Source organism: Marinobacter sp. H13 (assembly GCF_059072335.1).
Genome location: NZ_JCACRU010000001.1, coordinates 464073 through 490707 on the forward strand (window position 1 = coordinate 464073; position 26635 = coordinate 490707).

26 protein-coding genes and 2 tRNA genes are annotated in these 26635 nt (G+C 57.3%); 16 read left to right on the plus strand and 12 right to left on the minus strand.

Features of this window, described 5'->3' with window-relative positions; all coding sequences use genetic code 11:
- Nucleotides 1-2 precede the first annotated feature (2 nt).
- Nucleotides 3-545, plus strand: a complete 543-nt coding sequence (locus tag AC5JQH_RS02170; protein WP_008174953.1) for a YecA/YgfB family protein — start codon at nt 3-5, stop codon at nt 543-545.
- Here AC5JQH_RS02170 and AC5JQH_RS02175 read toward each other — a convergent pair.
- Nucleotides 542-1420: a PHP domain-containing protein gene (locus AC5JQH_RS02175; protein ID WP_039882074.1), complete on the minus strand. Its 879-nt coding sequence runs from the start codon at nt 1418-1420 to the stop codon at nt 542-544. The genes AC5JQH_RS02170 and AC5JQH_RS02175 overlap by 4 nt on opposite strands.
- 131 nt (nt 1421-1551) lie before the next feature.
- Here AC5JQH_RS02175 and AC5JQH_RS02180 point away from each other — a divergent pair, with 131 nt between their 5' ends.
- The 3 genes from AC5JQH_RS02180 (at nt 1552) to AC5JQH_RS02190 (ending at nt 2943) form a co-directional block, all read left to right on the plus strand.
- The gene (locus tag AC5JQH_RS02180) at nt 1552-1851 is read left to right on the plus strand and encodes a YciI family protein (RefSeq protein ID WP_008174948.1); all 300 of its coding nucleotides are present in this window, start codon (nt 1552-1554) and stop codon (nt 1849-1851) included.
- Nucleotides 1852-1976: 125 nt separating this feature from the next.
- Nucleotides 1977-2648, plus strand: coding sequence for a TIGR04211 family SH3 domain-containing protein (locus tag AC5JQH_RS02185; RefSeq protein WP_493805236.1), 672 nt, complete (start codon nt 1977-1979; stop codon nt 2646-2648).
- 4 nt (nt 2649-2652) lie between these two features.
- Nucleotides 2653-2943, plus strand: coding sequence for a PilZ domain-containing protein (locus AC5JQH_RS02190; protein ID WP_008174945.1), 291 nt, complete (start codon nt 2653-2655; stop codon nt 2941-2943).
- Nucleotides 2944-2994: 51 nt separating this feature from the next.
- On the opposite strand, the gene rraA is transcribed toward AC5JQH_RS02190, so the two are convergent.
- Entirely contained in the window at nt 2995-3474 is a 480-nt protein-coding gene (rraA, locus tag AC5JQH_RS02195) for a ribonuclease E activity regulator RraA (protein WP_008174943.1), read from the minus strand.
- 30 nt (nt 3475-3504) lie between these two features.
- Nucleotides 3505-5841, minus strand: a complete 2337-nt coding sequence (gene ppsA, locus AC5JQH_RS02200) for a phosphoenolpyruvate synthase (RefSeq protein WP_410796000.1) — start codon at nt 5839-5841, stop codon at nt 3505-3507.
- Nucleotides 5842-6056: 215 nt separating this feature from the next.
- Here ppsA and ppsR point away from each other — a divergent pair, with 215 nt between their 5' ends.
- The gene (ppsR, locus tag AC5JQH_RS02205) at nt 6057-6872 is read left to right on the plus strand and encodes a posphoenolpyruvate synthetase regulatory kinase/phosphorylase PpsR (protein WP_008174940.1); all 816 of its coding nucleotides are present in this window, start codon (nt 6057-6059) and stop codon (nt 6870-6872) included.
- A gap of 101 nt (nt 6873-6973) precedes the next feature.
- On the opposite strand, the gene AC5JQH_RS02210 is transcribed toward ppsR, so the two are convergent.
- A complete protein-coding gene (locus AC5JQH_RS02210) occupies nt 6974-9898 on the minus strand; it encodes an insulinase family protein (protein ID WP_008175025.1) in 2925 nt (974 codons plus the stop codon).
- A 99-nt stretch (nt 9899-9997) separates the two neighbouring features.
- Between AC5JQH_RS02210 and AC5JQH_RS02215 the strand changes: the two genes are divergently transcribed.
- The 3 genes from AC5JQH_RS02215 to AC5JQH_RS02225 all read left to right on the plus strand — a co-directional run bounded on the left by AC5JQH_RS02215 (nt 9998) and on the right by AC5JQH_RS02225 (nt 13035).
- The gene (locus AC5JQH_RS02215; protein ID WP_493805237.1) at nt 9998-10459 is read left to right on the plus strand and encodes a hypothetical protein; all 462 of its coding nucleotides are present in this window, start codon (nt 9998-10000) and stop codon (nt 10457-10459) included.
- Nucleotides 10460-10574: 115 nt separating this feature from the next.
- The gene (locus AC5JQH_RS02220) at nt 10575-11888 is read left to right on the plus strand and encodes an MORN repeat-containing protein (protein ID WP_008175029.1); all 1314 of its coding nucleotides are present in this window, start codon (nt 10575-10577) and stop codon (nt 11886-11888) included.
- 52 nt (nt 11889-11940) lie between these two features.
- On the plus strand, nt 11941-13035 hold the full coding sequence (locus AC5JQH_RS02225) for a response regulator (protein ID WP_008175032.1): 1095 nt from the start codon (nt 11941-11943) through the stop codon (nt 13033-13035).
- Here the strand turns inward: AC5JQH_RS02225 and AC5JQH_RS02230 are convergent.
- Nucleotides 12995-13699, minus strand: a complete 705-nt coding sequence (locus AC5JQH_RS02230; RefSeq protein ID WP_008175034.1) for a nucleotidyltransferase family protein — start codon at nt 13697-13699, stop codon at nt 12995-12997. The two genes, AC5JQH_RS02225 and AC5JQH_RS02230, sit on opposite strands and share 41 nt — an antisense overlap.
- Nucleotides 13700-13772: 73 nt before the next feature.
- Between AC5JQH_RS02230 and AC5JQH_RS02235 the strand changes: the two genes are divergently transcribed.
- A complete protein-coding gene (locus AC5JQH_RS02235) occupies nt 13773-14624 on the plus strand; it encodes a 6-carboxytetrahydropterin synthase (RefSeq protein WP_092029916.1) in 852 nt (283 codons plus the stop codon).
- Nucleotides 14625-14753: 129 nt separating this feature from the next.
- On the opposite strand, the gene AC5JQH_RS02240 is transcribed toward AC5JQH_RS02235, so the two are convergent.
- The 3 genes from AC5JQH_RS02240 to gltX all read right to left on the minus strand — a co-directional run bounded on the left by AC5JQH_RS02240 (nt 14754) and on the right by gltX (nt 16510).
- Nucleotides 14754-14829 (minus strand) — tRNA-Glu (locus AC5JQH_RS02240).
- Between the two features lie 7 nt (nt 14830-14836).
- Nucleotides 14837-14912: transfer RNA gene (locus AC5JQH_RS02245), tRNA-Ala, on the minus strand.
- Nucleotides 14913-15025: 113 nt separating this feature from the next.
- Nucleotides 15026-16510: a glutamate--tRNA ligase gene (gene gltX / locus AC5JQH_RS02250; protein ID WP_008175038.1), complete on the minus strand. Its 1485-nt coding sequence runs from the start codon at nt 16508-16510 to the stop codon at nt 15026-15028.
- 187 nt (nt 16511-16697) lie between these two features.
- On the opposite strand from gltX, the gene AC5JQH_RS02255 reads away from it, so the two are divergent.
- Nucleotides 16698-17696, plus strand: a complete 999-nt coding sequence (locus tag AC5JQH_RS02255) for a zinc ABC transporter substrate-binding protein (RefSeq protein WP_053112417.1) — start codon at nt 16698-16700, stop codon at nt 17694-17696.
- Here the strand turns inward: AC5JQH_RS02255 and AC5JQH_RS02260 are convergent.
- Nucleotides 17673-18587, minus strand: coding sequence for an AEC family transporter (locus AC5JQH_RS02260; RefSeq protein WP_008175044.1), 915 nt, complete (start codon nt 18585-18587; stop codon nt 17673-17675). The two genes, AC5JQH_RS02255 and AC5JQH_RS02260, sit on opposite strands and share 24 nt — an antisense overlap.
- Before the next feature lie 110 nt (nt 18588-18697).
- Here AC5JQH_RS02260 and AC5JQH_RS02265 point away from each other — a divergent pair, with 110 nt between their 5' ends.
- The 6 genes from AC5JQH_RS02265 to AC5JQH_RS02290 all read left to right on the plus strand — a co-directional run bounded on the left by AC5JQH_RS02265 (nt 18698) and on the right by AC5JQH_RS02290 (nt 23800).
- Nucleotides 18698-19129 carry a BLUF domain-containing protein gene (locus AC5JQH_RS02265; RefSeq protein WP_008175045.1) on the plus strand — a complete coding sequence of 144 codons (432 nt, stop codon included), beginning with the start codon at nt 18698-18700 and terminating at the stop codon, nt 19127-19129.
- 121 nt (nt 19130-19250) lie between these two features.
- The gene (dusA, locus tag AC5JQH_RS02270; protein ID WP_008175046.1) at nt 19251-20285 is read left to right on the plus strand and encodes a tRNA dihydrouridine(20/20a) synthase DusA; all 1035 of its coding nucleotides are present in this window, start codon (nt 19251-19253) and stop codon (nt 20283-20285) included.
- Between the two features lie 127 nt (nt 20286-20412).
- A complete protein-coding gene (tal, locus tag AC5JQH_RS02275; protein ID WP_008175047.1) occupies nt 20413-21378 on the plus strand; it encodes a transaldolase in 966 nt (321 codons plus the stop codon).
- A gap of 42 nt (nt 21379-21420) precedes the next feature.
- A complete protein-coding gene (locus AC5JQH_RS02280; RefSeq protein ID WP_008175048.1) occupies nt 21421-21870 on the plus strand; it encodes a tellurite resistance TerB family protein in 450 nt (149 codons plus the stop codon).
- 11 nt (nt 21871-21881) lie between these two features.
- Complete coding sequence (locus AC5JQH_RS02285; RefSeq protein WP_493805238.1) at nt 21882-23009, plus strand: 3-deoxy-7-phosphoheptulonate synthase; 1128 nt, start codon at nt 21882-21884, stop codon at nt 23007-23009.
- The gene (locus tag AC5JQH_RS02290) at nt 23006-23800 is read left to right on the plus strand and encodes a glycerophosphodiester phosphodiesterase (protein WP_405420431.1); all 795 of its coding nucleotides are present in this window, start codon (nt 23006-23008) and stop codon (nt 23798-23800) included. The genes AC5JQH_RS02285 and AC5JQH_RS02290 overlap by 4 nt, the downstream gene beginning before the upstream one ends.
- Before the next feature lie 69 nt (nt 23801-23869).
- On the opposite strand, the gene sthA is transcribed toward AC5JQH_RS02290, so the two are convergent.
- Genes sthA through AC5JQH_RS02305 form a run of 3 tightly spaced genes read right to left on the minus strand, consistent with a single transcriptional unit; the run spans nt 23870 to nt 26630 of the window.
- Nucleotides 23870-25261, minus strand: a complete 1392-nt coding sequence (gene sthA, locus AC5JQH_RS02295) for a Si-specific NAD(P)(+) transhydrogenase (protein WP_405420434.1) — start codon at nt 25259-25261, stop codon at nt 23870-23872.
- Between the two features lie 58 nt (nt 25262-25319).
- Nucleotides 25320-25568 (minus strand): (Na+)-NQR maturation NqrM, encoded by a 249-nt coding sequence (nqrM, locus tag AC5JQH_RS02300; protein ID WP_008175057.1) that lies wholly within the window; start codon nt 25566-25568, stop codon nt 25320-25322.
- A 12-nt stretch (nt 25569-25580) separates the two neighbouring features.
- Nucleotides 25581-26630: an FAD:protein FMN transferase gene (locus AC5JQH_RS02305; protein WP_008175059.1), complete on the minus strand. Its 1050-nt coding sequence runs from the start codon at nt 26628-26630 to the stop codon at nt 25581-25583.
- Between the last annotated feature and the right edge of the window lie 5 nt (nt 26631-26635).

Here is a 26635-nt window from a genome sequence, read left to right on the forward strand (position 1 = left end):
TGATGCTATCGAACTCCGACATAGAAGCGCTGGAAGACATCCTCTTTGCCGAGCCCTGGGGCGATGAAGCCCTGGATTTCTTCGGTTTCCATGGGGTGGTCTGCGCCAGCGTCGTCGGCCCGGCTGAACTGAGCGCGGAAGAAATCTTCCGCCTCGCCACGGGCACCGATCAGGTGCCCGACACCGGGATTCCCGAGGTGTTCAGGCGCTGCTCGACCCAGCTGGCCAATGACATGGCCCACTCCCTGGACATGGGGCAGTCTCTGGAACTGCCGGAGCCGGAGGATGGCGACCCCATGAACGCGCTGGAAAACTGGTGCGCCGGGTTCGTGGACACCTTTCTGGAACACGAAGAAGAGTGGCTCGAAGCAGCCAGCGAAGAAGAAGCGGCGGACCTGATGGTGCCTATGCTGACACTCTCAGGACTGTTCGATGACGAGGACTTCCAGAAGGTTCGCAACAGTGAAAAGCTATCCCGGCAGATGGCCGACGCCATCCCGGACTCACTGACGGATCTGTACCTGCTGTTCCATGCGCCGGATTAAGGCGGCGCCGCACCCGGAACAGGTTGTCTGAACGAATGCCAGACCGGCTCAAGCCCGTCTGGCATTTTCATGATGCGGCCAAGCTCACACCAGGGAGCGCCGGGAAAGTGAAAATCACTGCCCTGGGATGCCAGCAATTTCTCTTTCCGACAAAGCTCTGCAAGAAACCCCAGATCACCACTGGATTGACCTGAAGTGGACACTTCAATTGCCTGCCCCCCTGCCCTTCGGAAATCCGCGGTCAGCTCCCTGAGTTTGGTTGCCGTAAGCTGGTATTTTCGGGGATGGGCAAGAACCGCAACGCCACCTGCCTCGGTGATCCAGCGCACGACTTCTGGAAGCTCCGGCCAGAAAGCTTTTACATCACCGGGCTTACCGTTACCCAGATATCGCTTGAATGCCTGGGCAGCATTGCGAACAACGCCAGCCTCTGTCAGAACCTGTGCAAAATGTGGCCGTCCAGGCACGTCGCCACCGGCAGCCTCGGAGGCCTTATCGAGAAGGCCATCAACACCAAGCTTACCCAGGCGGTCCGCGATCATGCGGGCACGAGCCCAACGATTCTCGTTCTGCTGCTCCAGCGCCTGCCTGAAACCGGCCTGCCCGGGATCAAAATCCAGACCGACGATGTGGATGGTCCGGCTTTTCCAGAGGCAGGAAAGCTCAACCCCGGGAATCAGGATGATACCCTGCGCCTGCGCAGCCGCCTCGGCTTCGGCAAGGCCAGCGATCGTGTCGTGGTCAGTAAGGGCCAGGTGGGTAACCCCCCGACCGGCAGCGCGCTCGACCAGTGCCGCCGGTGATAGCGCGCCATCGGAAGCCGTGCTGTGGCAATGCAGATCAATGCACAAATGCGGGTCTTGCGGTATAGTCACAAAATATCCTGAATCTTCAGATAACTGGCGGCTTGCCAGGGTTTAACAGTGTACCAGCCAACCCTTGCACGACACGACCGCTGATTGTCTGATCAACTATCCTGTCTTTGAAAACCTGTTCGGAGAGCTGAATGTACTACGCCATTATCAGTGAAGATGTCGAGAACAGCCTGCCGTTGCGCCAGTCTGCGCGTCCGGCTCACATCGACCGGCTTCAGGCCCTGAAAGCCGAGGGCCGATTACTTGTCGCTGGCCCTCATCCGGCGCTGGATACTCCAGAGCCCGGCGATGCCGGCTTTACCGGTAGTCTGGTAATCGCGGAATTTGACTCTCTGGAAGCGGCCCAGGCCTGGGCGGATGCCGACCCTTATGTGGAGGCAGGCGTTTATGACAAGGTTGTGGTAAAGCCTTTCAAAGCCGTCCTCCCGTGAGCGGGCCTTGGGGGCCCATGAGTTTATTGTAATGATGGCACGCTTGCACGGCGGGGCATCTGTGACAAAATTGCGCTTTTAATCAGGCTCAGATTTCAACCGCAGAATTTCAGGGAACGTAACCAGTGACGCTTTTTCGTCTAGCAATCAGTGTGTTGTTCGCAGTGTCCTCCATTGCTGTTTCCCAGGCAAAGACTGTCTGGGTTGACGACCAGTTGTACCTGCCAGTGAGGTCAGGCGCAGGTTCCCAGTTCCGCATCATTGAAAACGCGGTTCCCAGTGGCACGCCGCTGGAAGTCATCGAGGCCTCCGATTCCGGATACACCCTCGTTCGCACTCCCAAGGGCACCGAGGGCTGGGTTTCCAGTCAATACCTGAGCGAGACACCCATTGCTGCAGATCGCCTGCGTACGGCCAACCGTCAGTTGGAAGAAACGCGCGCTGAACTCGCCCAGGTAAAAGAGCAGCTGTCTAACGTCGTCACTGAGCGCAACGCGCTGGAAAGCTCCGAAGCCTCGCTTTCTGACCGTTCACAGGAGCTCCAGGAAGAGCTTCAGCGGATCAAGAGTATCGCCGCCGATTCCATCAATCTGGAACGTCGAAACCGCGAGCTGCGGGAAGAGAACCAGAAGATTCGCAACGACCTTGAAGTGCTCACGGCTGAAAACGAACGTCTGGAAGCCAGCAAGGAATACGATTTCATGTTGCTGGGCGCGGGCCTCGTTCTCGGTGGCGTTTTGCTGGCACTGATCATTCCAATGCTCAAACCAACAAGAAAAACCGACAACTGGGCCTGATGCCATGAAGGATTATTCGGAGAAACGCGATTTCCACCGTATGCAGGTGAACTCGGAGATTGAGATCAGCGACAGCCAGGGCAACCGCTTCAAAGGGATCTGCCGTGATCTGAGCGCGACCGGCATGCAACTCTACGTTGAGCAGGCCGTGAACGTTGGCGAGGAACTTCACACGGTTCTTCACTCCAGCAGTGATCAGTTTCCGCCGCTGGAGACTGTCTGCGAAGTCATTCGCTGCGAACCGGAAGGAGACGGGTTCCTCCTTGGAACGAATATCAGCGAAGTCACTCGCTGAACGAAAAACGGCGGCCATTGGCCGCCGTTTTTGTCTCTGCCTCGAAAAGCCTCAAACCAGAGGCTTCTCAGAAACAATGATGCCGTTGTTGTCGGCGTAGACGTAGTGTCCGGGATGGAAGGTAACGCCGTGGAAGGTGACCGGCACATTCAGGTCGCCCAGGCCACGCTTTTCACTCTTTCTCGGATGGGTGCCAAGGGCCTGCACACCCAGGGCGGTGTTGCCAATCTCATCCACGTCGCGCACGCAACCATAGATGATCAGGCCCGCCCAGCCGTTGCTCGCAGCCTTCTCCGCGAGCATGTCGCCCAATAGCGCATGGCGCTTTGAAGCGCCACCATCCACGACCATCACGCGACCGTTCCCGGGCTGGCCAACCTGCTCTTTCACCACGGAGTTATCTTCAAAACACTTCACGGTCACAATCTCACCGCCAAATGCCTTGTTGCCACCGTAGTTATTGAAGCCGGGCTCTACAACCAGCACTTCCGGAAATTCGTCACACAGGTCCGGGGTAATTATCGTCGTCACGTTGTCGCTCTCCTTATCCTGGAAATAAACTCAGTCGATTTTTTCGTCGGCCAGGAAGAACCAGGTGTCCAGTACCGAATCGGGGTTCAGTGACACCGTATCAATGCCCTGATCCATCAGCCACTTGGCGAGATCCGGATGATCCGATGGCCCCTGCCCGCAGATACCGATGTATTTGCCGGCCTTCTTGCACGCCTGAATGGCGTTGGAAAGCAGCGCCTTGACCGCATCGTTCCGCTCATCGAAGAGGTGCGCGATGATGCCCGAATCCCGGTCCAGACCCAGGGTCAGCTGAGTCAGATCGTTGGAGCCGATGGAGAAGCCGTCAAAGTGCTCCAGGAACTGATCCGCCAGCAGGGCATTGGCCGGCAACTCACACATCATGATGACCCGAAGACCGTTGTCACCACGCTTGAGCCCGTTCTCCGCCAGCAGGTTCACTACCTGTTCCGCTTCACCCACGGTACGCACGAACGGGACCATCACTTCCACATTGGTCAGCCCCATCTCGTTACGCACCTTTTTCAGGGCACGGCATTCCAGCTCGAAGCAGTCCCGGAAGGTATCGGAGATATAGCGCGATGCACCCCGGAAACCGAGCATCGGGTTTTCTTCATCCGGCTCGTACAGAGTGCCGCCGATCAGGTTGGCGTATTCGTTGGATTTGAAGTCCGACAACCGCACGATCACTTTCTTGGGCGCGAACGCCGCTGCCAGGGTAGAGATGCCCTCAACCAGCTTGTCGACATAGAAATCCACCGGCGAGCTGTAACCGGAGATGCGTTTCTCAACGGTCTGCTTGATATCCCGGGGCAGTCCATCAAAGTTCAGCAGTGCCTTGGGATGAACACCGATCATCCGGTTAATAATGAACTCAAGCCGTGCCAAACCAACACCTTCATTCGGCAACGCCTGGAAATCAAAAGCCCGGTCTGGGTTGCCGACGTTCATCATGATCTTGAACGGGATGTTCGGCATGGAGTCCACGGTATTTTCCCGCAGCTCGAAATCCAGGGAGCCCTCGTAGATCATGCCGGTATCGCCCTCGGCGCAGGAGACGGTCACTTCCTGTGCGTCGGTCAGCAACTCCGTGGCATCGCCGCATCCGACCACGGCCGGAATGCCCAGCTCGCGGGCAATAATGGCCGCGTGGCAGGTACGACCACCGCGGTCGGTAACAATGGCGGAAGCCCTTTTCATCACCGGCTCCCAATCCGGGTCGGTCATGTCGGTAACCAACACATCGCCGGCCTGCACCCGGTCCATTTCCTTGATGCTGGTGATGATCTTCACCGGGCCACTGCCGATCTTGTGGCCGATGCTCCGGCCTTCCACCAGCACCTTGCCGGTTTCTTTAAGCAGGTAGCGCTCCATCACATTGGCAGACGCACGGCTTTTCACCGTCTCAGGGCGCGCCTGAACGATGTAGATCTTGCCGTCGTCGCCGTCCTTCGCCCACTCGATGTCCATCGGTCGCTGGTAGTGCTTCTCGATAATCATCGCCTGACGTGCCAGGTCTTCCACCTCGGCGTCAGTGATGCAGAAGCGGTTGCGGTCTTCCTGCTCCACCTTCACTGTTTCAACGAATTCACCTTCACCGGGCTTGGTGTGGTAGACCATCTTGATGGCCTTGCTGCCCAGATTGCGACGCAGGACGGCCGGCCGACTGGCTTCGAGAGTAGGCTTGTGTACGTAGAATTCATCAGGGTTTACAGCACCCTGAACGACGGTCTCACCCAGACCGTAAGAGGCAGTTACAAATACCACGTCACGGAAGCCGGATTCTGTGTCGAGGGTGAACATAACGCCACTGGCCGCCGTCTCACTGCGCACCATTTTCTGGATACCAGCTGAGAGCGCGACCATCTTGTGGTCAAAGCCGTGGTGGACGCGGTAGGAAATAGCGCGGTCATTGAACAGCGACGCAAACACTTCCTTGACCGAGGTGCGCACCTGTTGCAGCCCCACCACGTTCAGGAAGGTTTCCTGCTGGCCTGCAAAGGAGGCATCCGGGAGATCTTCCGCCGTTGCAGAGGAACGTACCGCAACCGCCATGTGTTCGTTGCCATCCTGCAGGGTGGCGAACGATTCCTTCAAGGCGTTCTCCAGGACATCCGGAAATGGCGTTTCAATGATCCATTGACGGATCTGGGCACCAACCCGGGCCAGTTCGTTGACGTCGTTGATGTCCAGAGCATCGAGAGCGTTGTCGATACGCTCTTTCAGTCCGTCAGTAGCGAGGAATTCGCGATAGGCGTGCGCTGTTGTGGCAAAGCCACCTGGAACGGTAACACCTGCGTTGGCGAGATTACTGATCATTTCGCCGAGTGAGGCGTTCTTGCCGCCTACCCGATCGACATCGGACATTCCCAGGTGATCAAACCAGATAATGTAATCTTCCAAAGCATGTCTCCCTTGAGTCTGTGAAGCTAAGAGCAAAATCGGGCCAGCGGTATCAAGCGGTAAAAGCAGACAATATCCACTGCGGAGTCTCGAACTTGGCGTGTATGATACTGTAACCTGCGGAAATTACCTAGGCCACCGAGCCAGGAATCAAGAACCAAGGAACCGGACAATACAGCATGAAACGCACTGCTTTTTTCATTTCTGATGGCACCGGCCTGACAGCCGAGGCTCTCGGGCACAGCCTTCTGGCCCAGTTCGAAAAGATCGAGTTTGAACGGGTTACTGTTCCCTACATTGCGGACGAAGAAAAAGCCCGGGAAATGGTCAAACGGATCAACAAGGCGGCCGAGACAGACGGCGCACGGCCGCTGGTGTTCGACACCATTGTAAACAGCGATATCCGGGAAATCATCGCCACCGCCGAGGGTTTCATGGTGGACATCTTCGGTACGTTTCTCAGCCCCCTGGAACAGGAACTCCAGTCTTCCTCTTCCTATACCGTCGGTAAATCCCATGCCATCAACAATGAAGGCAGCTATGAACGCCGGATCAATGCCGTCAATTTCGCGCTGGATAATGACGATGGCGCACGCACCCGGCATTACGACGAAGCAGACCTGATCCTCGTTGGCGCCTCCCGAAGCGGGAAAACCCCCACCTGTCTCTATCTGGCGCTGCAGTATGGCGTGAAAGCGGCAAACTATCCGATTACCGAAGAAGACCTGGCAGACCAGCAGATCCCGAAAGCCCTGAAACCCTATAAAGAGAAAATTTTCGGGCTGACTATCGAGCCGGAGCGGCTGGCAACCATCCGCAACGAACGCAAGCCAAACTCTCGCTACTCATCCATCAAGCAGTGCATGCACGAGATCGAGGAAATCGAGTTGATGTATCGGCGTGAGCGGATTCCGTACCTGAATACCACCGCCTATTCGGTTGAGGAGATCTCCACCCGAATCATGGTGACAACCGGTCTGAAGCGCCAACGCTAGGGGTACAGACGGCTGGAGGGCGTCATCGGGGCAGAATAAGAAAGGGGCCAGACCAAAAAGAGGCCAGATGAACACTTCATCTGGCCTCTTTTGTTTTGGCTTTACAGTTCCTGAATGTTCAGGCCAAGCTTCTCGGCCCTGGCCCGGTTTTCCGGACTGGTTACCACGGCCGTACTGGCTTTCTCCGGCACCAGCCAGGTTCTGGCCACACGCTTCAGGTCATCCAGGGTGACGGACAGCACCCGCTCCCGGAACCTGGCACGCTGCTCCGGACTTCGCCCAAACAGCTTGTTGTGAAAAGCATGGCGAGCAGCGCCCGCAGGCGATCTGGGCCTGTCGAGTTGACCAATTACACCAAGAATCGACTCTTCAAGCTCCTGATAGTCGTGGTCATTGTCCTGAAGCCACGCAAGGGCCGCGTCGAAATCGTCCAGCGTTTCCTCCAGGCGCGGATCACGGTAGGAGAAGAACCGGAACGTGCCATTCACGCTGTCCTGCCCGGCGCCGCCACCGTAAGCGCCACCCTTCTCCCGAATGGCTCGGTGCAGATAACCGTTACGCAAGAAACCACCCAGCACGGTCAGTGCCGCCGCATCGGGATGATCCACAGCGACAGTGCTGTAGGCCTTGGAGCAGAAGTTAACCTGGGTAGAAGTCAGCCACGCCTCACGGGTAGTGTAATTGACCGGTTCCATTTTCCAGCCTGCAATGCCCGCTCCAGAGGCATCACGCCAGCAGGATTTCAGATCATCAACCATCGCCGGGAGCTGATCCTCTTCACCAATCACCAGGAACTCCCGACCCTGCTTGCCGATTTTCTCGTGCAATGCAGAAAGCTTGTCACAGAGCGCCGTCAATTCCTCTGGATCCTTCAGGGCCTGATCGAGCTGCTTGGTGCCGCGAATACCGGCAAGACCACCCAGCCGGAAAGAAAGCCAGGCACCCGGACTCATACCCTGTGAAGCCGCGCCCATGGCCAGTGCATGGCCACTGCCGGTTACGGCCTGCTCGCGACGGGCCCGGATCTGCGCAATGATCTCCCGGATTCGCTCTTTCTCATCGAAGCGGGCACTGGTGTAGACATCCCGTAGAAGACGGGTCAACTCACTGCGATTACGGGCCAGAGCCTTGCCGTTGAAGATGATGTAACCGGACAGCGCCTGAACGTCATCAATCCGGCCTTTGGCGCTGAACGCTGCGCCGATACCACCAGACTCCGCAGAGATACGATCCTGCATTTGCAGGTAGTCCAGATCACCACAACCCACTTCGGAAATCAGCGTGGTGTAGTAAGGCACCAGAAGCAGCTCCTCTTCGGTCAGCGCCGGCACCGGGACAACAATCTGCTCGTAAACCAGACCGTTGGTACCACGGGCATAAACGGTTGCCGAAATGTCGCCGTCATAACGCCCTTCCGGCTCTGGCATCTGCAGAGGCACGTCTGACAGATCCACCTTTGGCAGAATGGAGTCATCGTCCTTCTGCATCTGGCGTTCTTCCAGCGCCCTGGCCCGGTCGACAATCATCCGGACCTCGTCATCGGTAAGCTCGGCCTTGCGACGGGCCAGCGCTTCACGGATGGCTTCCTGCCGGCGGGACTCGAGCTTTTCATCCGGCCGCAGGGTCAGGGTGACCCGGTGCGGGTTCTCAAGAAGCTTGCGGCGGATCAGATCCGGCACGTATTGCGGGTCCCGGATTTTCTCCCGGAGCGTTGCCAGGACCGGCTCCAGATCCAGCAATTCAACCGGATCACCGCCGTGCACCATGGGTGCAATGGCACTCATGATCAGCTGCAGGCCGTACGGGAACTGGTCACCAGCAATTTCCCGCTGGTGCAGTTCGAGCTGATGCAGGATGGCTTCCAGACGTTCCTGGCTGACGCCCTCCTCCACGACCTTGAGCAGCGTGGACTCGAGCAGGGCTTCCAGATCCTTGTGCTTGTCCGGCTCGCTGCCTTCGATGCCGCAAACAAAGGTCATTTCACGGTTGGAGTCTTCCAGACCACACATGGGCGAAGGTGCATGACCAAGATCCGTGGTTTCCAGGGCTCGCATCAGTGGTGAGGCACTGTTTTCCAGCAGTACCGCAGAGAGCAGTTGACCCTCCAGGTTCTCCTGCAAATCAAAACTGTGGCCCAGCAACCAGCCCACAACGATGTGAGTCTTGTTGTCGGTCCCCTCGCCTTCGTTGACCGCATAGCCCTGCTCTACCCTGACCGGGGCGAACATGCGCTTCTCGTCGCGAACCGGAAGATCGATGTCCAGCCGGTCGAACCGTTTCAGCGCCAGCTCTTCAAACTTCTCATGATGCTCATGAGCCGGGATATCGCCGTAGGTGGCAAATATCGCGTTGCTGGGGTGATAGTGGTGGCGGTAGAACTGCAGCAGGTCGTCGTAGCTCAGATCCACGATGTGGTCGGGCTCGCCACCGCTGTTGTAGTGATAGGTCGTGGTCGGGAAAAGGTGGCTGCTGAGGTTCTGCCACAGCTGGGACGTGGGCGAACTCATGGCGCCTTTCATCTCGTTGTAGACAACACCCCGATAAACCAGGTCGGTGGACGGATCTTCCGGCTTATCGAACTCAAGGCGATGACCTTCCTGCGCAAAATCCAGCGGATCGAGCTTGGAGAAAAATACACAATCCAGGTAAACCGACAGAAGGTTGTCGAAATCCTTTCGGTTTATGCTGGCGAAGGGATAGGCCGTCCAGTCGCTGCTGGTGAAAGCGTTCATGAACGTGTTCAGTGACCGCCGAATCATCATGAAGAACGGATCACGAACCGGGAAACGCTCGCTGCCACACAATGCCGTGTGTTCCAGAATATGCGCCACCCCGGTGGAATCCATCGGGAAGGTACGCAGGGCAACGAAAAACACGTTTTCGTCGTTGTCGGCTGCCAGATGCAGATGGCGGGCGCCAGTCTTCTTGTGACGATACTCCTCGACCTCGAGATTGAGTGTATCGATCCGGTGACTGCGAAGTTTCTCAAAGGCCGGATGAGTTGCGTTGTCGATCACTGCAGCCATTCAAACTATCCTGTCTTTAAACAATTGGAGAATTGTAGGGTAACACGTAGTATCGCTTATCATGCATCACTCCAGAAGCTATAGGGTACCGCGCCGTACATGACAACACCTGCACCTCAATCAAAGGCCGTTGAGGCCCCGGAAGTAGCCGCCTACTGGGCAGAACGTCGGCGGTACCTCGAGCGGATCCGGAAAGTACCGGAAGTCAGACAGCGCTTCTGGCGGGAAGTTGCCCTTTATCTGCTCCGCCGATTGCTCTGGTCATTCGGATTCTTCCCGATCTTCATCGCCTTCTGGGTGCCACTGGTGATGGCCAGCTTCAACCCGGTTGGGATGGCATCGGATCTGATTCCGGTGTTACAGAATTTCGTCGACTCGAACCCGGAGGTACAGGCAACGACCATTAGCACCCTGGCCATCGCGTGGGCTTCTATCGGGTTTTTCTTTCTCGTCTTCGATTTCGTGCTAACCCCTTTCAAATCGCCTTATCAATACGAAGCCGACGTGTACATGAGATCATGGGAGCAGCTCAACCATGATCAGCTTCCGGATAAAGTGTGATTTGGCCTGCATTCTCGGTAACTCCCCGTCACTTTCTGTTACATAGCGTTGCACTCACTGGGTAAGATGAACCGGTAGACAGAATTCCAAGAATGCAGGATCAAGAGGTTCCGTCATGGTCGATTTCAGACCGCTTCTGTTCGTCAATGCCCTGGCGCTCATGCTGCTGGTAACCGCCGGGTTTGCCTCGGTTCGGGATGACCTTCAGATAACAGAAGCCTTCGAACCACCCTCGACGGATCAAGCTGTTGCCTCTATTACTACCGAGCCCGAGCCGGCCCCAGAGCCTGTTCCGGAGGCATCCGCCAGAACCAAACAGGCTGCCCGGGAGTCGCGCCCACCCGTGGTGGAAGCCACTCCGTTTACCGTGCCATCCATGCCGGAGAACCCGGAGGTTCTGGCGGTAGCTGAACCGCCATCGGTATTGGCAACGAGAACAGACACCGCCCCGGCAAATCCGCAACAACCGGAAAAACAGCAGGAACCCCAGCCACCGACGCAGGCGCTGCTGGTACTACGCTCAAACGTTGTCGGCGATCAGGTCACCATCAACGGCAAGGAATATGGCGCGACCCGCCTGGATCTTGAGCTGGACCCGGGCCGCTACGAGGTCACCATCACCAAGCCAGGTTTCAAACCCTGGAACCGCTCCATTGCCCTGAAAGCCGGCAATGAGGTGACTCTGGTGGGCGAACTGGAGGCTCTGACCACGGTGAATTTCCGTGACGGGATCTGGATCGGTGGCGTGAAGACCGGTGATGGCACCTACCAGGACAACGATGGACTGCGCTACGAGGGGCATTTCGTGGATGGTGAATTCCACGGCCAGGGCACCGCGTGGTATCCCGACGGTGGCCGTTACGAGGGAGGCTGGTCTGCAGGCAACCGCGAGGGCGACGGTGAATGGCGCAGTGCCGACGGCTCGCGCTATTCCGGCGAATTCCGGGACAACCAGTTTAACGGCAAAGGCACGCTTACACTGGCAAACGGCGACATACTGACCGGCCACTGGAAGGACGGACAGCTTAATGGCCACGGTTCCCTGACCACCGCGGATGGCATGCTCTACGTCGGCGGCTTCCGGAACGACGAATTTCATGGCACCGGCACACTCACCTACCCCGACGGTCGCCATTACGAAGGCGAATTTTCCAACGGCGCCTTCCATGGCACCGGGGCAGAGGTCTTCGCCAGCGGCAAGAAATACGAGGGCGAATACATTGAAGGAAAGTTCCACGGTAAGGGCTTGCTGAAGAATCCCAACGGCAGCTCGATCGAAGCGACATTCCGTCATGGCGAGCCCTACGGACAGGTACGCCTGACCACAGCGGCAGGGGAAATTTTCACTGCCCGAACCACTGAACCCGGTGTCTGTTATCGGGACAAGAGCTACCGGGCCACAGAGTGCCCGAAACTGGAAGGCTGGTAATCATAACGGCCCGATAACAAACGCGTTTGCAGTAAACGATTGAGGTAGTGACATGGCGATCAAGAACGCTCTGCTGGTAGATGACTCCAAGGTGGCCCGATTTGCCCTGAGCAAACTGCTGGAAAGTCGCGATATGGAAGTCAATATGGCTGGCTCGGCCGAGGAGGCCCTCGATTTCCTGAACAGCCAGGGGCGTCCGGATGTCATCTTCATGGACCATCTAATGCCGGGGATGAATGGCGTAGAGGCGACCAAAGCCATCAAGGGCAACCCGGAGACCGCCGGCATCCCCATCATCATGTGCACATCCAAAAAATCGTCATCATTCATGGAGGAGGCCAGGAACTTCGGTGTTTACAACATCCTCACTAAACCGCCGCAAACGGAGGGCCTCAAAGAGGTTTTGGACCAGCTGGCCAGTGACGTCACAGGCGGAAACTTGCCGGAGCCACCGCTGCAATCTGAGCCGGCTGCCGCGGAAGAGGACGAACTGCTGAACGTACCTGCAGATGCGTCGGTGGAACTGTCGCCCAAGACGGGCGATTCAGCCAGCCGGAGCAACCCGCAAGCCAATGTGGTGCCCTTGACCAGCGAGTTGATTGAGCAGATCGCCCGTTCCGCAGTCAAAACTCACATCAACAACCGCCTCCACGAACTGCTCAGTTCCCTCTTTGACGAGCAGTTCGATCACCTGAAGCGGGCTCTGGATGAATCCCGAAGCAAACAGGACGCGGTGATTGAGGAACGCCTGAACGCCGTCACCGAAATGGTCGACGAACGGACCAAAAATCTGCGGGACGAAGTTGCCGCGGAGGTCAACCTGAACCTTGGCAGCGAACTTGCCGTGCTCAAGAAGGAGCTGAAAAAGAATTCCGGCTTCACGAGCGAGCATATGGCCGAGCTGAAAGATCACATCACGAGTGTGCAGACGATTGATACCGAGTTCTGGCAAACCCTTCAGTCCGAGGCTATTCAGCAAGCCCACGAGATCTCGAGGGAAACCGCTGAAGACATAGCCCAGCGCACAATCGACCTTTTTGTTGCGCAGCAGCGCTCGGCATCGTCCCGGGTCTACACCATTGGTCTTGCCATAAGTCTCGGCATCTTCAGCGTCGGGATTGCCTGGCTGTCTGGCCTGTTCGGTTGAGCAGGGTCCTGATCCTGTGCCAGTCTGCCGGGGTGTCCACATCATCGTGGATCCCCGGAATATCTACCCGGGTTGCACGCACCTCTGCGAGCAGTCGCCCGGCGCCCCTATCCCCCTCCAGATCCAACACCAGCGGCCAGAGCCATCTGGGTAAATAGGCGGGCACACCCGGCCGGCCACCGTAATCTGCAGCGATGGGCTGTTCCGGTACACAGCGGGCCGCCTTGCCAAAGGCCTCGAGGGCGTTCAGATCCAGTAACGGCTGGTCCGCCACCAGAACAAATACGCCCTTTACCGCTGGCCCCAGGCTGCGAAGTCCCGCTGACAGAGATGCCGAGATGCCCTCCTGCCAATCCGGCGCCCGCAACCAGGAAGAAGGTTGCCTCCGACAACGAAAGCGTATGAGCGGGTACCAGGCCCCACACACCACTCGAACTTCCGGGCTGAGGATTCGGCCTTGGGCAATGGCGGCGTCCAACAATGTGCGGTTACGGCAGTCCGTGTCTGTCCCGTCACCAGAAGCCAGCGGCAGGAGGGCTTTCGGCCGACCGAGGCGGCTCGAGGCACCGGCCGCCAGTATCAGTACCGGAAATTGCTGATCAATGTGCGAGTCGAGGTTTAAAATGATGAGTCCGATAGCAAAAAGAAATGAAGCAGTGGCCAACCGCCAGACTGCTGTATTCGGTGATTTTTGCTAGAATTCGGCCATCAATCAACCACACCCGCCTGGAAATTTGATGAACCATCTGTTTGTAGACAACCTGACCGTTATCGATTTTGCCTACCTGGACCCGACCCGTGGGCTGGTGGGTGAAAGCTGGATTGCGGATGTGGTGCTTGGCGGGGAGCTGGACGAACAGGGCATGGTGTTCGACTTCAGTAACGTAAAACGCACCATCAAGCGGGTGATCGATGAGCGTGTTGACCATCGTCTGGTGATTCCCCGCGGCTACCAGGGGCTGTCCTGGAGTGAGGAGCAGCCAGACACTTTTACCTGGGCTCTCACGGACGGCAGCCAGATCATTCACCGCTCACCGGACGAGGCCATTGTCTGGTTGTCCGCCGACCGGGTTGTGCCCTCGGCCGTGGCCTCTTTGCTGGAACAGGAAATAAAGGCCGTGCTTCCGGCCAACGTGATTTCCGTGGAGATCAATCTCCGGGAAGAGGAAATCGATGGTGCTTACTACCACTATGTCCACGGCCTTAAGAAACACCTGGGCAACTGCCAGCGCATCGCCCACGGCCATCGATCACCGATTCGTATCGACCGGAACGGCCACCGCGATTACGATCTGGAGCGCCGCTGGGCCAAGCTCTGGCGGGATATCTACGTGGGGTCCGAGGAGGATGTGGTGCGTCGCCATGTTGGCGAAGACGGCGTTCGCTATGTGACCTTCGAATACGAGGCCAACCAGGGCGAGTTTGCACTGACCCTGCCAGAGGATCGCGTGTACATGCTGGATACCGACACCACGGTGGAGCTGATTGCCGCCCACATGGCCGACAAGCTCAAGGTGGAGTTCGCGACAGACACCATCCGGGTGAAGGCTTATGAGGGTGTTGGGAAGGGTGCCATTGCCGAGCGCTGAATAAATCCGGGGTCAGATGGAAATTTCATTTGACCCCATTGTTGTCTGACCCGACATTCAGACACAAAAAAACCGCCAGAAGGCGGTTTTTTTGATGGCTTCCCGGTGGACTAAACCGTCAAGCCGTATTGGCGTCCCCTAGGGGGTTCGAACCCCTGTTGCCGCCGTGAAAGGGCGGAGTCCTAGGCCACTAGACGAAGGGGACTAGAAATTGGTGGAGCCAGGCGGGATCGAACCGCCGACCTCAACACTGCCAGTGTTGCGCTCTCCCAGCTGAGCTATGGCCCCTCAACGGCTGCGTATATTAAGGATCCGCCCTATGGGCGTCAACCTCTGAAACACACTTTTTTTCAGTTTTCTGAACATCCCTGTTCAAGCCGTTTATTAATTCACCAAAGCGGTTAATGAATACCCAGAGCCGCGTATTCCTTTTCCACCTTCTTGGTTTCCTTCTTGGAGAATCCACCCATCACTTCCAGGGCATGCCGAAGCCTTGAACGGGTCATGTCCGGGCCCAGCAGCGCCATGGAATCCATGACAGACCAGGAATTCGGGGTGCCAGCAACCGCCACAAAAATGGAGAACATGAAGTCACCCATCTTCAGGTCCATGGCTTTGGCCAACGCCTTGATATCCGCGAAGATGGTCTCCTTGCTCCAGTGTCGCTGCGCTTCAAGCTTCCAGAGCGTGAACTGAAGAACCCGCTTGATCTGGGCTTCCTCCAGCTTGTTGTGGGCAAAGTCTTCCGGCCTCAGGTTGAGCATGCCGGAGAACATGAACTGGGCCATGGGCGCCACATCCGAAAACACCTCTGCCCTGCCCTTGATGTGGGGCACCAGAGCACGCAGGGCATCCTCATTGAACCACCACTGGCGCATGCGCTCCATGAACTGCTCTTCAGTCAGCTCTTCGCGCAGCCACTGGCCGTTCAGCCATCGGAGCTTCTCCACGTCAAACACCGGACCACCAAGGGAAACTCGCTGGATGTCGAAGTTCTCGATCATCTCATCCAGGGTGAACTTTTCCCGCTCGTCCGGCATGGACCAGCCCATGCGCCCCAGATAGTTGGTGACGGCCTCCGGCAGAAAGCCCATGCGCTCATAGAAATTGATGCTGGTCGGGTTCTTGCGCTTGGACAGTTTGCTCTTGTCCGGGTTGCGCAGCAGCGGAAGGTGACACAGCACCGGCATATCCCAGCCAAAATACTGATACAGCAGCTTGTGCTTGGGCGCCGAGTTGATCCACTCCTCACCACGCAGAACGTGGGTGATTTCCATAAGGTGATCATCAACCACATTCGCCAGGTGATAAGTGGGCATGCCATCGGACTTGAGCAGAATCTGGCAGTCCACCTGAGCCCAGTCGATCTCAATGGTGCCCCGAAGCATGTCGTCGATCTCGCAGACGCCCTCATCGGGCACTTTCATACGAATCACGTATGGTTCACCTGCATCGAGGCGGCGCTTCACTTCGTCCTCGGGCAGCTCCAGATCGCCCTTGATACCCGGGTTCAGGCCCTGGGCCTTGCGTTCTTCCCGAATGGCTTCCAGCTCATCCGGTGTGCGGAAGCAATAAAATGCGTGGCCGGCCGTCACCAGATCCTCGGCATACTGCCGGTACGAGTGCTTGCGCTCGGACTGGCGATAGGGGCCGTGAGGACCACCCACGTCGGGGCCTTCGTCCCAGTTCAGACCGAGCCAGCGCAGCGCCTTGAGAATGTCCTGCTCGGATTCTGCGGTACTGCGGGCCTGGTCGGTGTCTTCGATACGCAGGATAAACTGGCCGCCGTGCTGACGGGCAAAGCACAGGTTGAACAGGGCCACGTAGGCGGTACCAACGTGAGGGTCTCCCGTGGGTGACGGAGCAATTCGGGTACGTACAGTCATGAAACCTTCCTGAAAAATCGGTGGCCGTTTGATAAAGCGGGCATTATACCGGCCAACGGCAGGTTTCGCATGATCAGGAAGTTAACGAGCACACCAGAAATACTAAGTAAGAAGTTTCTTTTGCCGGCCCCGGCCGAGTTTGTTATATTATAACATTACACATCAGCATCGCAGGATCTCTTTTATCATGCGCGTTACCGGAAAAGCACTTTCTATTGCACTCGGAGCCGGCACCCTTTTGTTTCACAGTGCCCTGCAGGCCGAGACCCGCATTGTTACTTCCATCAAACCGGTTGAGCTGATCGTCAGTGCGATCGCCACGGAAGACATGCAGACAACGAGTCTCGTCCCGCCCGGCTCCAGCCCCCACAATTACACCATGAAGCCATCCCAGCGCCGGGCCCTGGAAAACGCCGACGTGATTTTCTGGGTCGGGCCCGACATGGAAACCTTCCTTAATCGCCTTCTGGCAGGGCAGGAATTCAGCGGTCGAACGGTCGCGCTCATGGATGCCGAGCACGAACCCGGGGAAGTTAACCACGATGAACACGCGCACGACGACCACGCGGACGATCACCATGGCCATGCCCACGAAGAGGAGGCCAAGGAGGAAGAACACCACAACGAGGGGCACGGACACGGCCATGATCACGGAGACGGCGAAGACCCGCACATCTGGCTGGATCCCGAACTGGCCATCGAAATGGCCGGGACGATCCGGGATGCTCTCTCAGGACTGAAAGGTGTTGACGCTGGCGCGTTAAACGAGAATTTCGAGCAGTTCAAAGCCAGCGTTCGAGAAACCGATGCCACTATCCGGGACCGCCTTGCACCGGCGCACGAAATCAGCCTGTTCGCCTATCACGACGCCTTTACCCGATTTGCCGAACACTATGAACTGAAACTCGAGGGCGTTCTGACACTGAACCCGGAGCTGTCGCCAGGGGCCCGGCATATCGCGGAAGTGCAGGAAAAACTGCGCAACGCAAACCATCCCTGCCTCCTGACCGAACCGCAGTTCAACCGGCAGTGGTGGCGCTCGATCACCGAGAGCCTGGACGTGACCTTCAGCACCTGGGACCCTCTGGCCACTGACATCGCGGCAACGCCAGAAGGTTACAACAACTTCCAGCACAGCATTGTCGACGCGGTGCTCAAGTGCCTACCAGAGAATACTGAGCATTAAAGGTATGGTGACGATGGCCAGCAAGGTCTGACCACTGATGATGCCCGCCATCAGGGGGGCATCGCCACCAAGCTGTCGAGCCAGAATGTAGGCAGAGGTGGCCGTGGGGAGCGCCGACAACAGCACGACCACCTGAACCATCATTCCCTCAAGACCCAGCAACGAGGCCAGCCCCGCAGTCATCAGCGGAAATCCGACCAACTTCAGCGCCGATGACACAATAAACGGCAGTGAAGCGCCTCTGAGGGCCTTGAGCTGAAGCCCGGCGCCAACCGTCATCAAACCCATCGGCAACGCCAGATTGCTTAGCGGCTCGAGAATGCCGCCGATCAGCGGATGAAATCCGATTTCGAAGAAACTCCAGACCACGCCAATCACCGAGCCCACTATAAGAGGATTGGTCACAATCGCCTTGAATACTGGCACCAGCCTCACCGGCCCTTCCGTGGCCACCAGTGAAAACATCAGTATGCACAGCAGATTCAGCAACGGCACCATGATGGCAACTGCGATCGCCGAGAGGGACAGGCCCTGATCGCCGAGCAGCATGCCGCCAGCCGCCAGGCCCACGTAGGAATTGAACCGGATAGCCCCCTGGTAAACCGAAGAAAAAACCGGGCCGGACCAGCGCCAGAACCATTGGGCAATCGCCAGGATCAGCGTCATCGCGATCAGCATGGCGCCAATGAGCAATGCAATGTCACCATAAGCGGAAGCCGGCAACCTGGCCTGCCCCAGCTTGAAGACCAACATGGCCGGAAACAGCACGTAGTAGGTAAACCGCTCCGCCTGGGGCCAGAAATCGCCGCCCGGAAAGTCAATGCGGCGGAACACATGCCCCAGCATGATCAGGACAAATACCGGCAGCAGAGCCTGCACCATCAGGGGCATACGTTCAAACTCCAGGGCAAGGTTGTTTACTTGGGTTTTATGGGAGTACAGTTAAACAAGCATGAGATCATAGCAGAAGGAGTGCTTCTCCTTCAGGGAGGTTTTTTGCTATGGACGCATCGAAGCCCAGACTTTGCAGGCTTATCTATTTCAGCAGCGTTTCTTCGCATCTGCAGGAATCCGATTTAGACGACATCCTCGCGGAATCCATCAAAAGAAACGAGCGGGACGGCATCACCGGCCTGCTGGCTTATGATCAGTTCAATTTCATGCAGGTTTTGGAAGGTGAGGAAGAGGCTGTCAACAGACTTTACCTTGGCATCACTGCCGATCCTCGCCACCAGGATGTTCGCCTGATTCAGTACGAGCAAATCGATCATCGCCAGTTTGACGATTGGGCAATGGCTCTGGCGAAGCTTCCCGAGGTTCCGGGCAATTACATCAACAAACTCTATGGTGGATTCAAGCCCCAGCTGTTCTCCACTCGAGACGCTCTAATCTACTTCAATTTTCTCCGCAACTATTTGAAACGAGCAGCCTGAAGCCTGTTATGGATTTCGCCAAAGCCTTACGGAAATCGGAAACCAATGCCTGTTAAACTACGACTCTTGGTTTCAACGTAGTTCTTTTCGTCACCCGTTTTTCGTCGACAACAGGTACGCAATGTCTGGAATACCATCTGAGGACACCCTGCTGCACAACTCCGGCCCCTCCCGCCGCTTCTGCGTGGCCCCGATGATGGACTGGACCACCAGTCACTACCGTTATCTGGCGCGCCAGCTTAGCCGGCATACCCTGCTCTACACCGAGATGGTCACCACCGGCGCACTGATTCATGGCGACACCGCGCGCTTTCTGCGCCACGATGAGGCCGAGTACCCACTGGCCCTTCAGCTGGGTGGCAGCGATGCCGGCGAACTTGCCCACTGTGCCAGGCTGGCACAGCAATACGGCTTCGATGAGGTTAACCTGAACGTCGGTTGCCCCAGCGATCGTGTTCAGAACAACATGATCGGTGCCTGCCTGATGGGCCATCCGGACAAGGTGGCAGAGGGCGTGCGCGCCATGATTGAAGCAACCGAGCTGCCAGTCACCGTGAAGCATCGAATCGGTATTGATGGGCGGGAGTCCTGGGACGATCTCTGCGAATTCGTGGAAAAAGTGTCGGAAGCTGGCTGCCGGACCTTTATCGTACACGCCCGGATCGCGATTCTTGAAGGCCTGAGCCCCAAGGAAAACCGGGAAGTCCCTCCGCTTAAATACGACTGGGTCTACCGGCTGAAAGCGAAATACCCGCACCTGGAAATCATCATCAACGGCGGCATCAAGACCTTCGATGAGTGCCACGAGCATCTCCGGCATACCGACGGCGTGATGCTGGGTCGGGAGGCGTACCACAATCCCTGGCTGCTGGCAGGCGTCGATCCGGAGTTCTTCGGGGAGGCAGCGCCGGTAGAAACCCGGCATCAGGCACTTCGGGCCATGCTTCCGTTCATAGGGAGCGAACTTGAGCGCGGCGTATTCCTGACTCACATGTCCAGGCACCTTCTCGGCCTGTTCCACGGCCAACCTGGCGGTCGGCAGTTCCGTCGCTATATCAGCGAGAACGCCCATAAATCCGGTGCTGGCCTGGAAGTGATCGAAACCGCTCTGGAAAAGGTTCGTGAACCGGCGGCGCCGGAGATTGCCGAAGCTTAATCGCAGGCAATTGCCACCATACCTTTTGTTGTCTTGTTCCTGTCAGAGCGGCCCGTTATTGTAGGCATATAGCCAGCGCCCGGGATTCGGGCGCACCAATAACAGATCAACCGGGACGACAGGACGAATGACCAGCAAGCTCGACCAACTGAAGACCATGACCACGGTGGTAGCGGATACCGGCGATATCGAAGCCATTGCGAAGTGGCGGCCGGAAGATGCCACCACTAATCCATCCCTGCTACTCAAAGCTGCCGCTTCTGACGCTTACCGGCCGATGCTGGACAAGGCTGTGGCAGAAGCCCGGCGGCATGGCGGCTCAGACGCCGAGCAGCTGACCATGGCCACTGATATGCTGGCCGTACTCGCCGGCCGAGAAATCCTGAACCTGATTCCCGGTGTGGTTTCGACGGAGGTGGATGCCCGTTTGTCCTTTGATACCGCCGGTACGCTTGAGCGCGCCCGCCGCCTGGTTGAGCTGTACGACAAGCAGGGCGTCGACACCAGTCGCGTACTGATCAAGATTGCTTCTACCTGGGAAGGCATCCGGGCGGCCGAGCAACTGGAGAAAGAAGGCATTCACTGCAACCTGACGTTGCTGTTTTCTTTCATTCAGGCCGCCGCCTGTGCCCAGGCCGGTGCATTCCTGATCTCGCCCTTTGTTGGTCGAATTCTGGACTGGCACCTGGCCAGCACTGGCCGGGACAGCTACCCGGCTGCAGAGGATCCGGGGGTGCTTTCGGTATCCCGTATCTACAATTACTACAAGGCCAACGGCTTTAAAACGGTGGTGATGGGCGCCAGTTTCCGGAACACCGGCGAAATTGAAATGCTGGCTGGCTGTGACCGCCTGACCATAAGCCCTACCCTGCTGCAGGAGTTGCAGGACGACCTGGGCGATCTGCCGCGTCGACTGGTCGCCGACACCGCCAGCTCACCGGATCAGTTTGGCACCATCGACGAGAAACTGTTCCGCTGGGAATCCAACGAGGACGCTATGGCTACCGAGAAGCTGGCCGATGGTATCCGCCGGTTCACAGCCGACCAGATTGAACTGGAGAACCGGGTCCGGCAGCTGGCCAGGGCGGCCTGACGCGGCGCCTCAAACCAAACACAGAAGTGGGACTGTCCGATCATGATCGAGCGCCTGAAAAAATTGTTTGCGGCACCGGAAGCTGAACGCGAGAAGCCCGATAACCATCAGCTCGCAGTGGCTGCCACGGCATTGATGGTTCAGCTTTCCCGTGTCGACCAGGATGAAGACGAGCGCGAACTGCAGGCCATTGTTGATGGCGCAGTAAAAGCACATCAGGTAACCCAGGCCGAAGCCGAGGAAATTCTGGAAGACGCCCTTAGCCACGCAGACGATGCCACGTCGCTCTATGAATTTACCGGCCAGATCAACGAGTACCTGGACCAGGAAGGAAAACAGGCCCTGCTCGAAAGCATCTGGCGCGTGGCCTTTGCGGATGGCCGCATCGACAAGTACGAAGAACACCTTATTCGCCGCATGGCAGACCTGCTGCATCTTAATCATCGGGAGTTCATGCAGGCGCGGCACCGGGCGCAAGACGCCGGTTCTTAAAAGGAGACAGCATGCTAGCGATTCTTCATCCGAATACCGCTCTGGACAGCGAAGAATACCGACAGACCATGCACTACCTCGAGAATCTCCCGAACGTGTCGGTTCGGGTTCATGAGGTTCAGGGCGCCACCCAGAGGCTGACCGAAATCTATCTTCTCGGGGACACCAAGCCCCTGAACAAGGAAGAGATCGAAGCCCTGCCTGCGGTCGAACGGGCCATACGCATTTCGGACGACTACCGTATTCTTGGACGCCACCGGGACGATCGACGGCAAAGCGGCTTCAACTACAACGGCGTCGAGTTCAGTCAATCCAATCTGAACATCTTTGCCGGGCTATGCGCGGTTGATGTGCCCGAACACGTCGACATGATGATGCAGGCCCTGGAAGACCATGGGGAAGTCTGCACACGAATGGGCGCCTACAAGCCGCGCACCAACCCCTATTCATTCCAGGGCCACGGCAAGGGCTGCCTCCCCTGGGTGTTTGAAAAGGCGGGGAAACACGGCATCAAGGTTATCGCCATGGAGATCACTCATGAGAGCCACATTGAGGAAATCGACAACTGCCTCGAAAAGCTTGGCCGTCCCACCGGTGTAATGCTGCAGGTGGGCACCCGCAATACCCAGAACTTCGAGCTGCTCAAGGCCATTGGCCGCCAGAGTACCTATCCGGTACTGCTCAAACGCGGGTTCGGGATTACCCTGAATGAATCCCTCAACGCTGCCGAGTATCTGGCCAGCGAAGGCAACGCTAATGTCATCTTCTGCCTGAGGGGCATGAAAACCGAAGCCGGCCAGCCCCATCGGAACATGGTGGATTTCGCCCATGTGCCGGCGGTCAAGCGCCTTACCCGTATGCCAGTCTGTGCGGATCCTTCCCATTCGGTGGGCAGCCGCGAGCAGTCTCCGGACGGCATCCTTGATGTCATGCACGCGACCGCCCAGGGCGTCGTCGCCGGTGCCAACATGGTGCTCGTGGATTTCCACCCCAAGCCGGAAAGAGCCCTGGTGGACGGCCCCCAGGCCCTGCTGATGAACGAGCTGCCGGCGTACCTCGAAGACATACGCCTTTGCCACGACACCTGGAAGAAGCGCCAGGCCATTTACCAACGCCTGAAGGATGATGCAGCGGAATGATTGTCTACGGACACAGAGGCGCCAAGGGAGAAGCTCCCGAAAACACCCTTCCGGGATTTACGCATGCTTACCGGCACGGTATCCGGCATTTTGAACTGGATCTCGTATTGTCAAAGGACGGCAAGCCGGTATTGGTGCACGATCTTTCGGTTGACCGCACGACCAGCCAGAAAGGCAGTATCAGTCAGTACACGGCCGCCGAACTGGCTGCCATGGATGCGCGAAGAAACACCAGCTCCTGGCCCACACCCACGGGAATTCCCGCGCTGGAAGACCTTCTGGACCGGTTCGACGACCTCGAACACCTGCAACTGGAAGTCAAAAAAGACACGCGTCAGCGCCTGAACATTCTCAGCAATCGCCTGACAGAGGTTATACAGCGACGCAATCTGTATCAGACGGTGGCCATAACCTCTTCCGACACCTGGTTTCTGAAACAGATCCGGCGGCGGAACAAGAACATCCGCATCGGCCTGGTCGCAGAGCGCAAATTCCCGCGCCCCTTGAGCATTGCGGGCCAACTCGGCTGTGAGTATCTCTGCATCAACTGGAAGCTTTGCTCGAAAGCGCTGGTTGAAAAAGCCCATCGAAAGGGCATGCACGTGTCCACCTGGACGGTGAACCGGATTCACGACATGTTGCAACTGGAAGAGATGGGAGTGGACAGCATCATTACCGATTACCCGACAAGCACCCGTATGTTTTTCGATAACCGGGCCAGATCGGCGCTGTCGTTACCACAGAGTCACGAGGGCGTGTCGGCCAACCAGGAGGCCGTGTCAGCAGGCTGAAACCAGGAGATTGAAAAACGAAAAGGGGTCAGATGAGCGATTTCATCTGGCCCCTTTTTCGTAGGCAGCCTAGAAAATTCTGTTCAGGCCATTCAATGCCGCAACCCGGTAGGCTTCCGCCATGGTCGGGTAGTTGAACGTGGTATTAATGAAGTAGTTCAGAGAGTTGGCCTCTCCTTTCTGGTTCATGATCGCCTGGCCGATGTGGACGATTTCTGCTGCCTGGTCACCGAAACAGTGGATACCCAGAATCTCGCGGGTCTCCCGGTGAAACAGGATTTTCAGCATGCCGACCGCTTCTCCGGTGATCTGCGCACGGGCCAGATCCTTGAAGAACGCCTGCCCAACCTCGTAGGGCACCTTGGCTTCGGTCAATTCACGCTCGGTTTTGCCGACGGAACTGATTTCCGGAATGGTGTAAATCCCGGTCGGCACATCCGACACAAAGCGGAAGTATGCGTCATCCACAATATCCGAGGATGCAGAGCGGCCCTGGTCATAAGCGGCGCTTGCCAGACTTGGCCAGCCGATCACGTCGCCCGCCGCGTAGATGTTGTCCACTTCGGTGCGATAGTGCTCGTCAACGGCCAGTTGCCCACGGCCATTGGGTTCCAGACCGATATTTTCGAGGCCCAGCTTCTCGGTGTTCCCGCTGCGACCATTGCACCACAGGAATGCATCCGCACGGATTTTCTTGCCCGATTGAAGCGACAACACCACACCGTGGTCGTCGCCCACAACCGACTCGTACTGCTCGTTGTGGCGAACCAGAACGCCATTATTCCGCAGGTGGTAACTCAGGGCGTCGGAGATCTCGTCATCCAGGAAGGACAACAGACGGCTACCCGGGTTGATCAAATCCACTTTCACGCCCAACCCTGCAAAAATCGAGGCATATTCAGAACCGATAACGCCAGCGCCATAGATAATCAGGGTTCTGGGGGTATGAGACAGATTCAGGATGGTGTCGGAGTTATAGATACGGTGATGACGGAAGTCCACATCGGGTGGCAGGTAGGGCCTGGAACCGGTGGCGATGATCGCCTGCTTGAAGTGCAGCGTCTCGGAGGACTTGCTACCCCGGACTTCTATGCGGTTCTGGTCGACAAAAAAGGCCCGGCCGTTTATCAAATCCACGCGATTGCGAGAGTAGAACTGCGTCCGGAGCTTGACCTGCTTGCCGATGACCTTCTGGGCATTCTGAAGCACTCGCGGGAAAGAGAACCAGCGAGGCTCCCCGATATCCCGGAACATCTGGTTGGTGTTGAACGTAATGATCTGTTTGACGGAGTGGCGCAGCGCCTTGGAAGGAATGGTGCCCCAGTGGGTGCAGTTCCCGCCAACGGTAGGCTTGTCTTCGATGATCGCGACACGTTTGCCGTGTTTCGTCGCATTCATCGCCGCGCCTTCGCCGGACGGACCGGCGCCGATAACGACGACGTCGTAATGATGTTCTGCCATGCGCGCAGTGACTCCTTATCTACGTCGTGAAAAGATGGTTGTAATTGTCAAAAACAGATCAGTGCTTGCTGGCCTTGCTGGCGTCGTAAGCCAGAGCCTCGGGCTCTTTACCCTCGTTGGCCAACCGTTCGTTTTCTTCTTCGCACTTCTGGGTATTACCACCGCAGATATCACAGGACTGGCTGATACCAAGCGCGCCAATACCGCCGCAGGTTCCGCTGATGGGCTTGCGCCCGAGGATCACGCCAATAGACATGGCTGCAACCAGCAAAACCACGATGAAAAGAACCAAAAGAAAGGTACCCATGTTGCCCTCCCCTCATTGAGTCACGTAGGACGAAAAGGCCGGCGTCTGGTGCGTCTCGAAGCCTTCATCCGTCCTGACAATAAAATAGGCCGGGATATTTTCCCTTACCGCGAGCTCATTTGCCCGCTCGTAGCCCATCACATTAAAACCGGTTGCCAGAGCATCTGCCGTCATACAATCGTCCGCGATAACGGTTACTGATGCCAGTTTGTGAGCAATTGGCTCACCCGTTTCAGGATCTATTGTATGGGAATACCGACGCCCTTCCGATTCGTAATAATTACGATAATCACCTGATGTTGCCATAGCACGTGATTCCAGCGCCACCACGCGGTTTACCGCGCGCCCTTCCGCCATCGGCTGTTCTATGGCCAGTCGCCAGGTGCTGCCATCAGGTTTACGGCCATTGACGCTAACCTCTCCGCCAATCTCCACCAGGTACGCCTCCACGCCTTCGCTCTCAAGAAAACGGGCAACCGCATCTACACCGTATCCCTTGGCGATAGCCGACAGATCCACATATTGCGGTGGTGTCGCACGCACGGCGGGCGGATCGACCCGCAGCTCGAGCTTCTCGAAGCCAGTGGCGGCAAGAGCCCTGGAGAGAGATTCTTCTGACGGAATCTGCTCCGGGCGCGCCTCGGGGCCGAACCCCCAAAGATTTACCACCGGGCCGATGGTCACATCAAAGGCACCAGCGGTCATCGTTGAGATCTCTTCAGCCTTCTGAAGAACACGGAGCAAGTCCGCTGACACCGGAACCCACTCGGATTGATCGGATCGTTGATTGAAACGGGACAGCTCCGAATCCTCGCGCCAGGTCGACATTGACGCATCAACCCCTTCGAGCACCTCATCGATACCGCTGGCCAGAGTTTCAAGCCTCTCCTGATCCTCGGTCAATACGACATTGATGTGGTAGCTGGTGCCGAAGACAGGTCCGGAGATTTCCCAGATTTTTTCCTCTGGCTCAAACGAACAACCCGCCAGAACGGCAAAGGCCAGCGCTGTAAAAGCGCTGGCCAGGGCCACCCTGGCGGGTCGTACAATGCTGAATGTCATCAGAA

Bases quoted from the DNA above. Each gene is read 5' to 3' on its own strand.
- AC5JQH_RS02170 (WP_008174953.1), top strand. From the start codon at position 3: ATGCTATCGAACTCCGACATAGAAGCGCTGGAAGACATCCTCTTTGCC.
- AC5JQH_RS02180 (WP_008174948.1), top strand. From the start codon at position 1,552: ATGTACTACGCCATTATCAGTGAAGATGTCGAGAACAGCCTGCCGTTG.
- AC5JQH_RS02190 (WP_008174945.1), top strand. From the start codon at position 2,653: ATGAAGGATTATTCGGAGAAACGCGATTTCCACCGTATGCAGGTGAAC.
- ppsA (WP_410796000.1), bottom strand. From the start codon at position 5,841: ATGTCCGATGTCGATCGGGTAGGCGGCAAGAACGCCTCACTCGGCGAA.
- ppsR (WP_008174940.1), top strand. From the start codon at position 6,057: ATGAAACGCACTGCTTTTTTCATTTCTGATGGCACCGGCCTGACAGCC.
- AC5JQH_RS02210 (WP_008175025.1), bottom strand. From the start codon at position 9,898: ATGGCTGCAGTGATCGACAACGCAACTCATCCGGCCTTTGAGAAACTT.
- AC5JQH_RS02215 (WP_493805237.1), top strand. From the start codon at position 9,998: ATGACAACACCTGCACCTCAATCAAAGGCCGTTGAGGCCCCGGAAGTA.
- AC5JQH_RS02220 (WP_008175029.1), top strand. From the start codon at position 10,575: ATGGTCGATTTCAGACCGCTTCTGTTCGTCAATGCCCTGGCGCTCATG.
- AC5JQH_RS02225 (WP_008175032.1), top strand. From the start codon at position 11,941: ATGGCGATCAAGAACGCTCTGCTGGTAGATGACTCCAAGGTGGCCCGA.
- AC5JQH_RS02235 (WP_092029916.1), top strand. From the start codon at position 13,773: ATGAACCATCTGTTTGTAGACAACCTGACCGTTATCGATTTTGCCTAC.
- gltX (WP_008175038.1), bottom strand. From the start codon at position 16,510: ATGACTGTACGTACCCGAATTGCTCCGTCACCCACGGGAGACCCTCAC.
- AC5JQH_RS02255 (WP_053112417.1), top strand. From the start codon at position 16,698: ATGCGCGTTACCGGAAAAGCACTTTCTATTGCACTCGGAGCCGGCACC.
- AC5JQH_RS02260 (WP_008175044.1), bottom strand. From the start codon at position 18,587: ATGCCCCTGATGGTGCAGGCTCTGCTGCCGGTATTTGTCCTGATCATG.
- AC5JQH_RS02265 (WP_008175045.1), top strand. From the start codon at position 18,698: ATGGACGCATCGAAGCCCAGACTTTGCAGGCTTATCTATTTCAGCAGC.
- dusA (WP_008175046.1), top strand. From the start codon at position 19,251: ATGTCTGGAATACCATCTGAGGACACCCTGCTGCACAACTCCGGCCCC.
- tal (WP_008175047.1), top strand. From the start codon at position 20,413: ATGACCAGCAAGCTCGACCAACTGAAGACCATGACCACGGTGGTAGCG.
- AC5JQH_RS02280 (WP_008175048.1), top strand. From the start codon at position 21,421: ATGATCGAGCGCCTGAAAAAATTGTTTGCGGCACCGGAAGCTGAACGC.
- AC5JQH_RS02285 (WP_493805238.1), top strand. From the start codon at position 21,882: ATGCTAGCGATTCTTCATCCGAATACCGCTCTGGACAGCGAAGAATAC.
- AC5JQH_RS02290 (WP_405420431.1), top strand. From the start codon at position 23,006: ATGATTGTCTACGGACACAGAGGCGCCAAGGGAGAAGCTCCCGAAAAC.
- sthA (WP_405420434.1), bottom strand. From the start codon at position 25,261: ATGGCAGAACATCATTACGACGTCGTCGTTATCGGCGCCGGTCCGTCC.
- nqrM (WP_008175057.1), bottom strand. From the start codon at position 25,568: ATGGGTACCTTTCTTTTGGTTCTTTTCATCGTGGTTTTGCTGGTTGCA.
- AC5JQH_RS02305 (WP_008175059.1), bottom strand. From the start codon at position 26,630: ATGACATTCAGCATTGTACGACCCGCCAGGGTGGCCCTGGCCAGCGCT.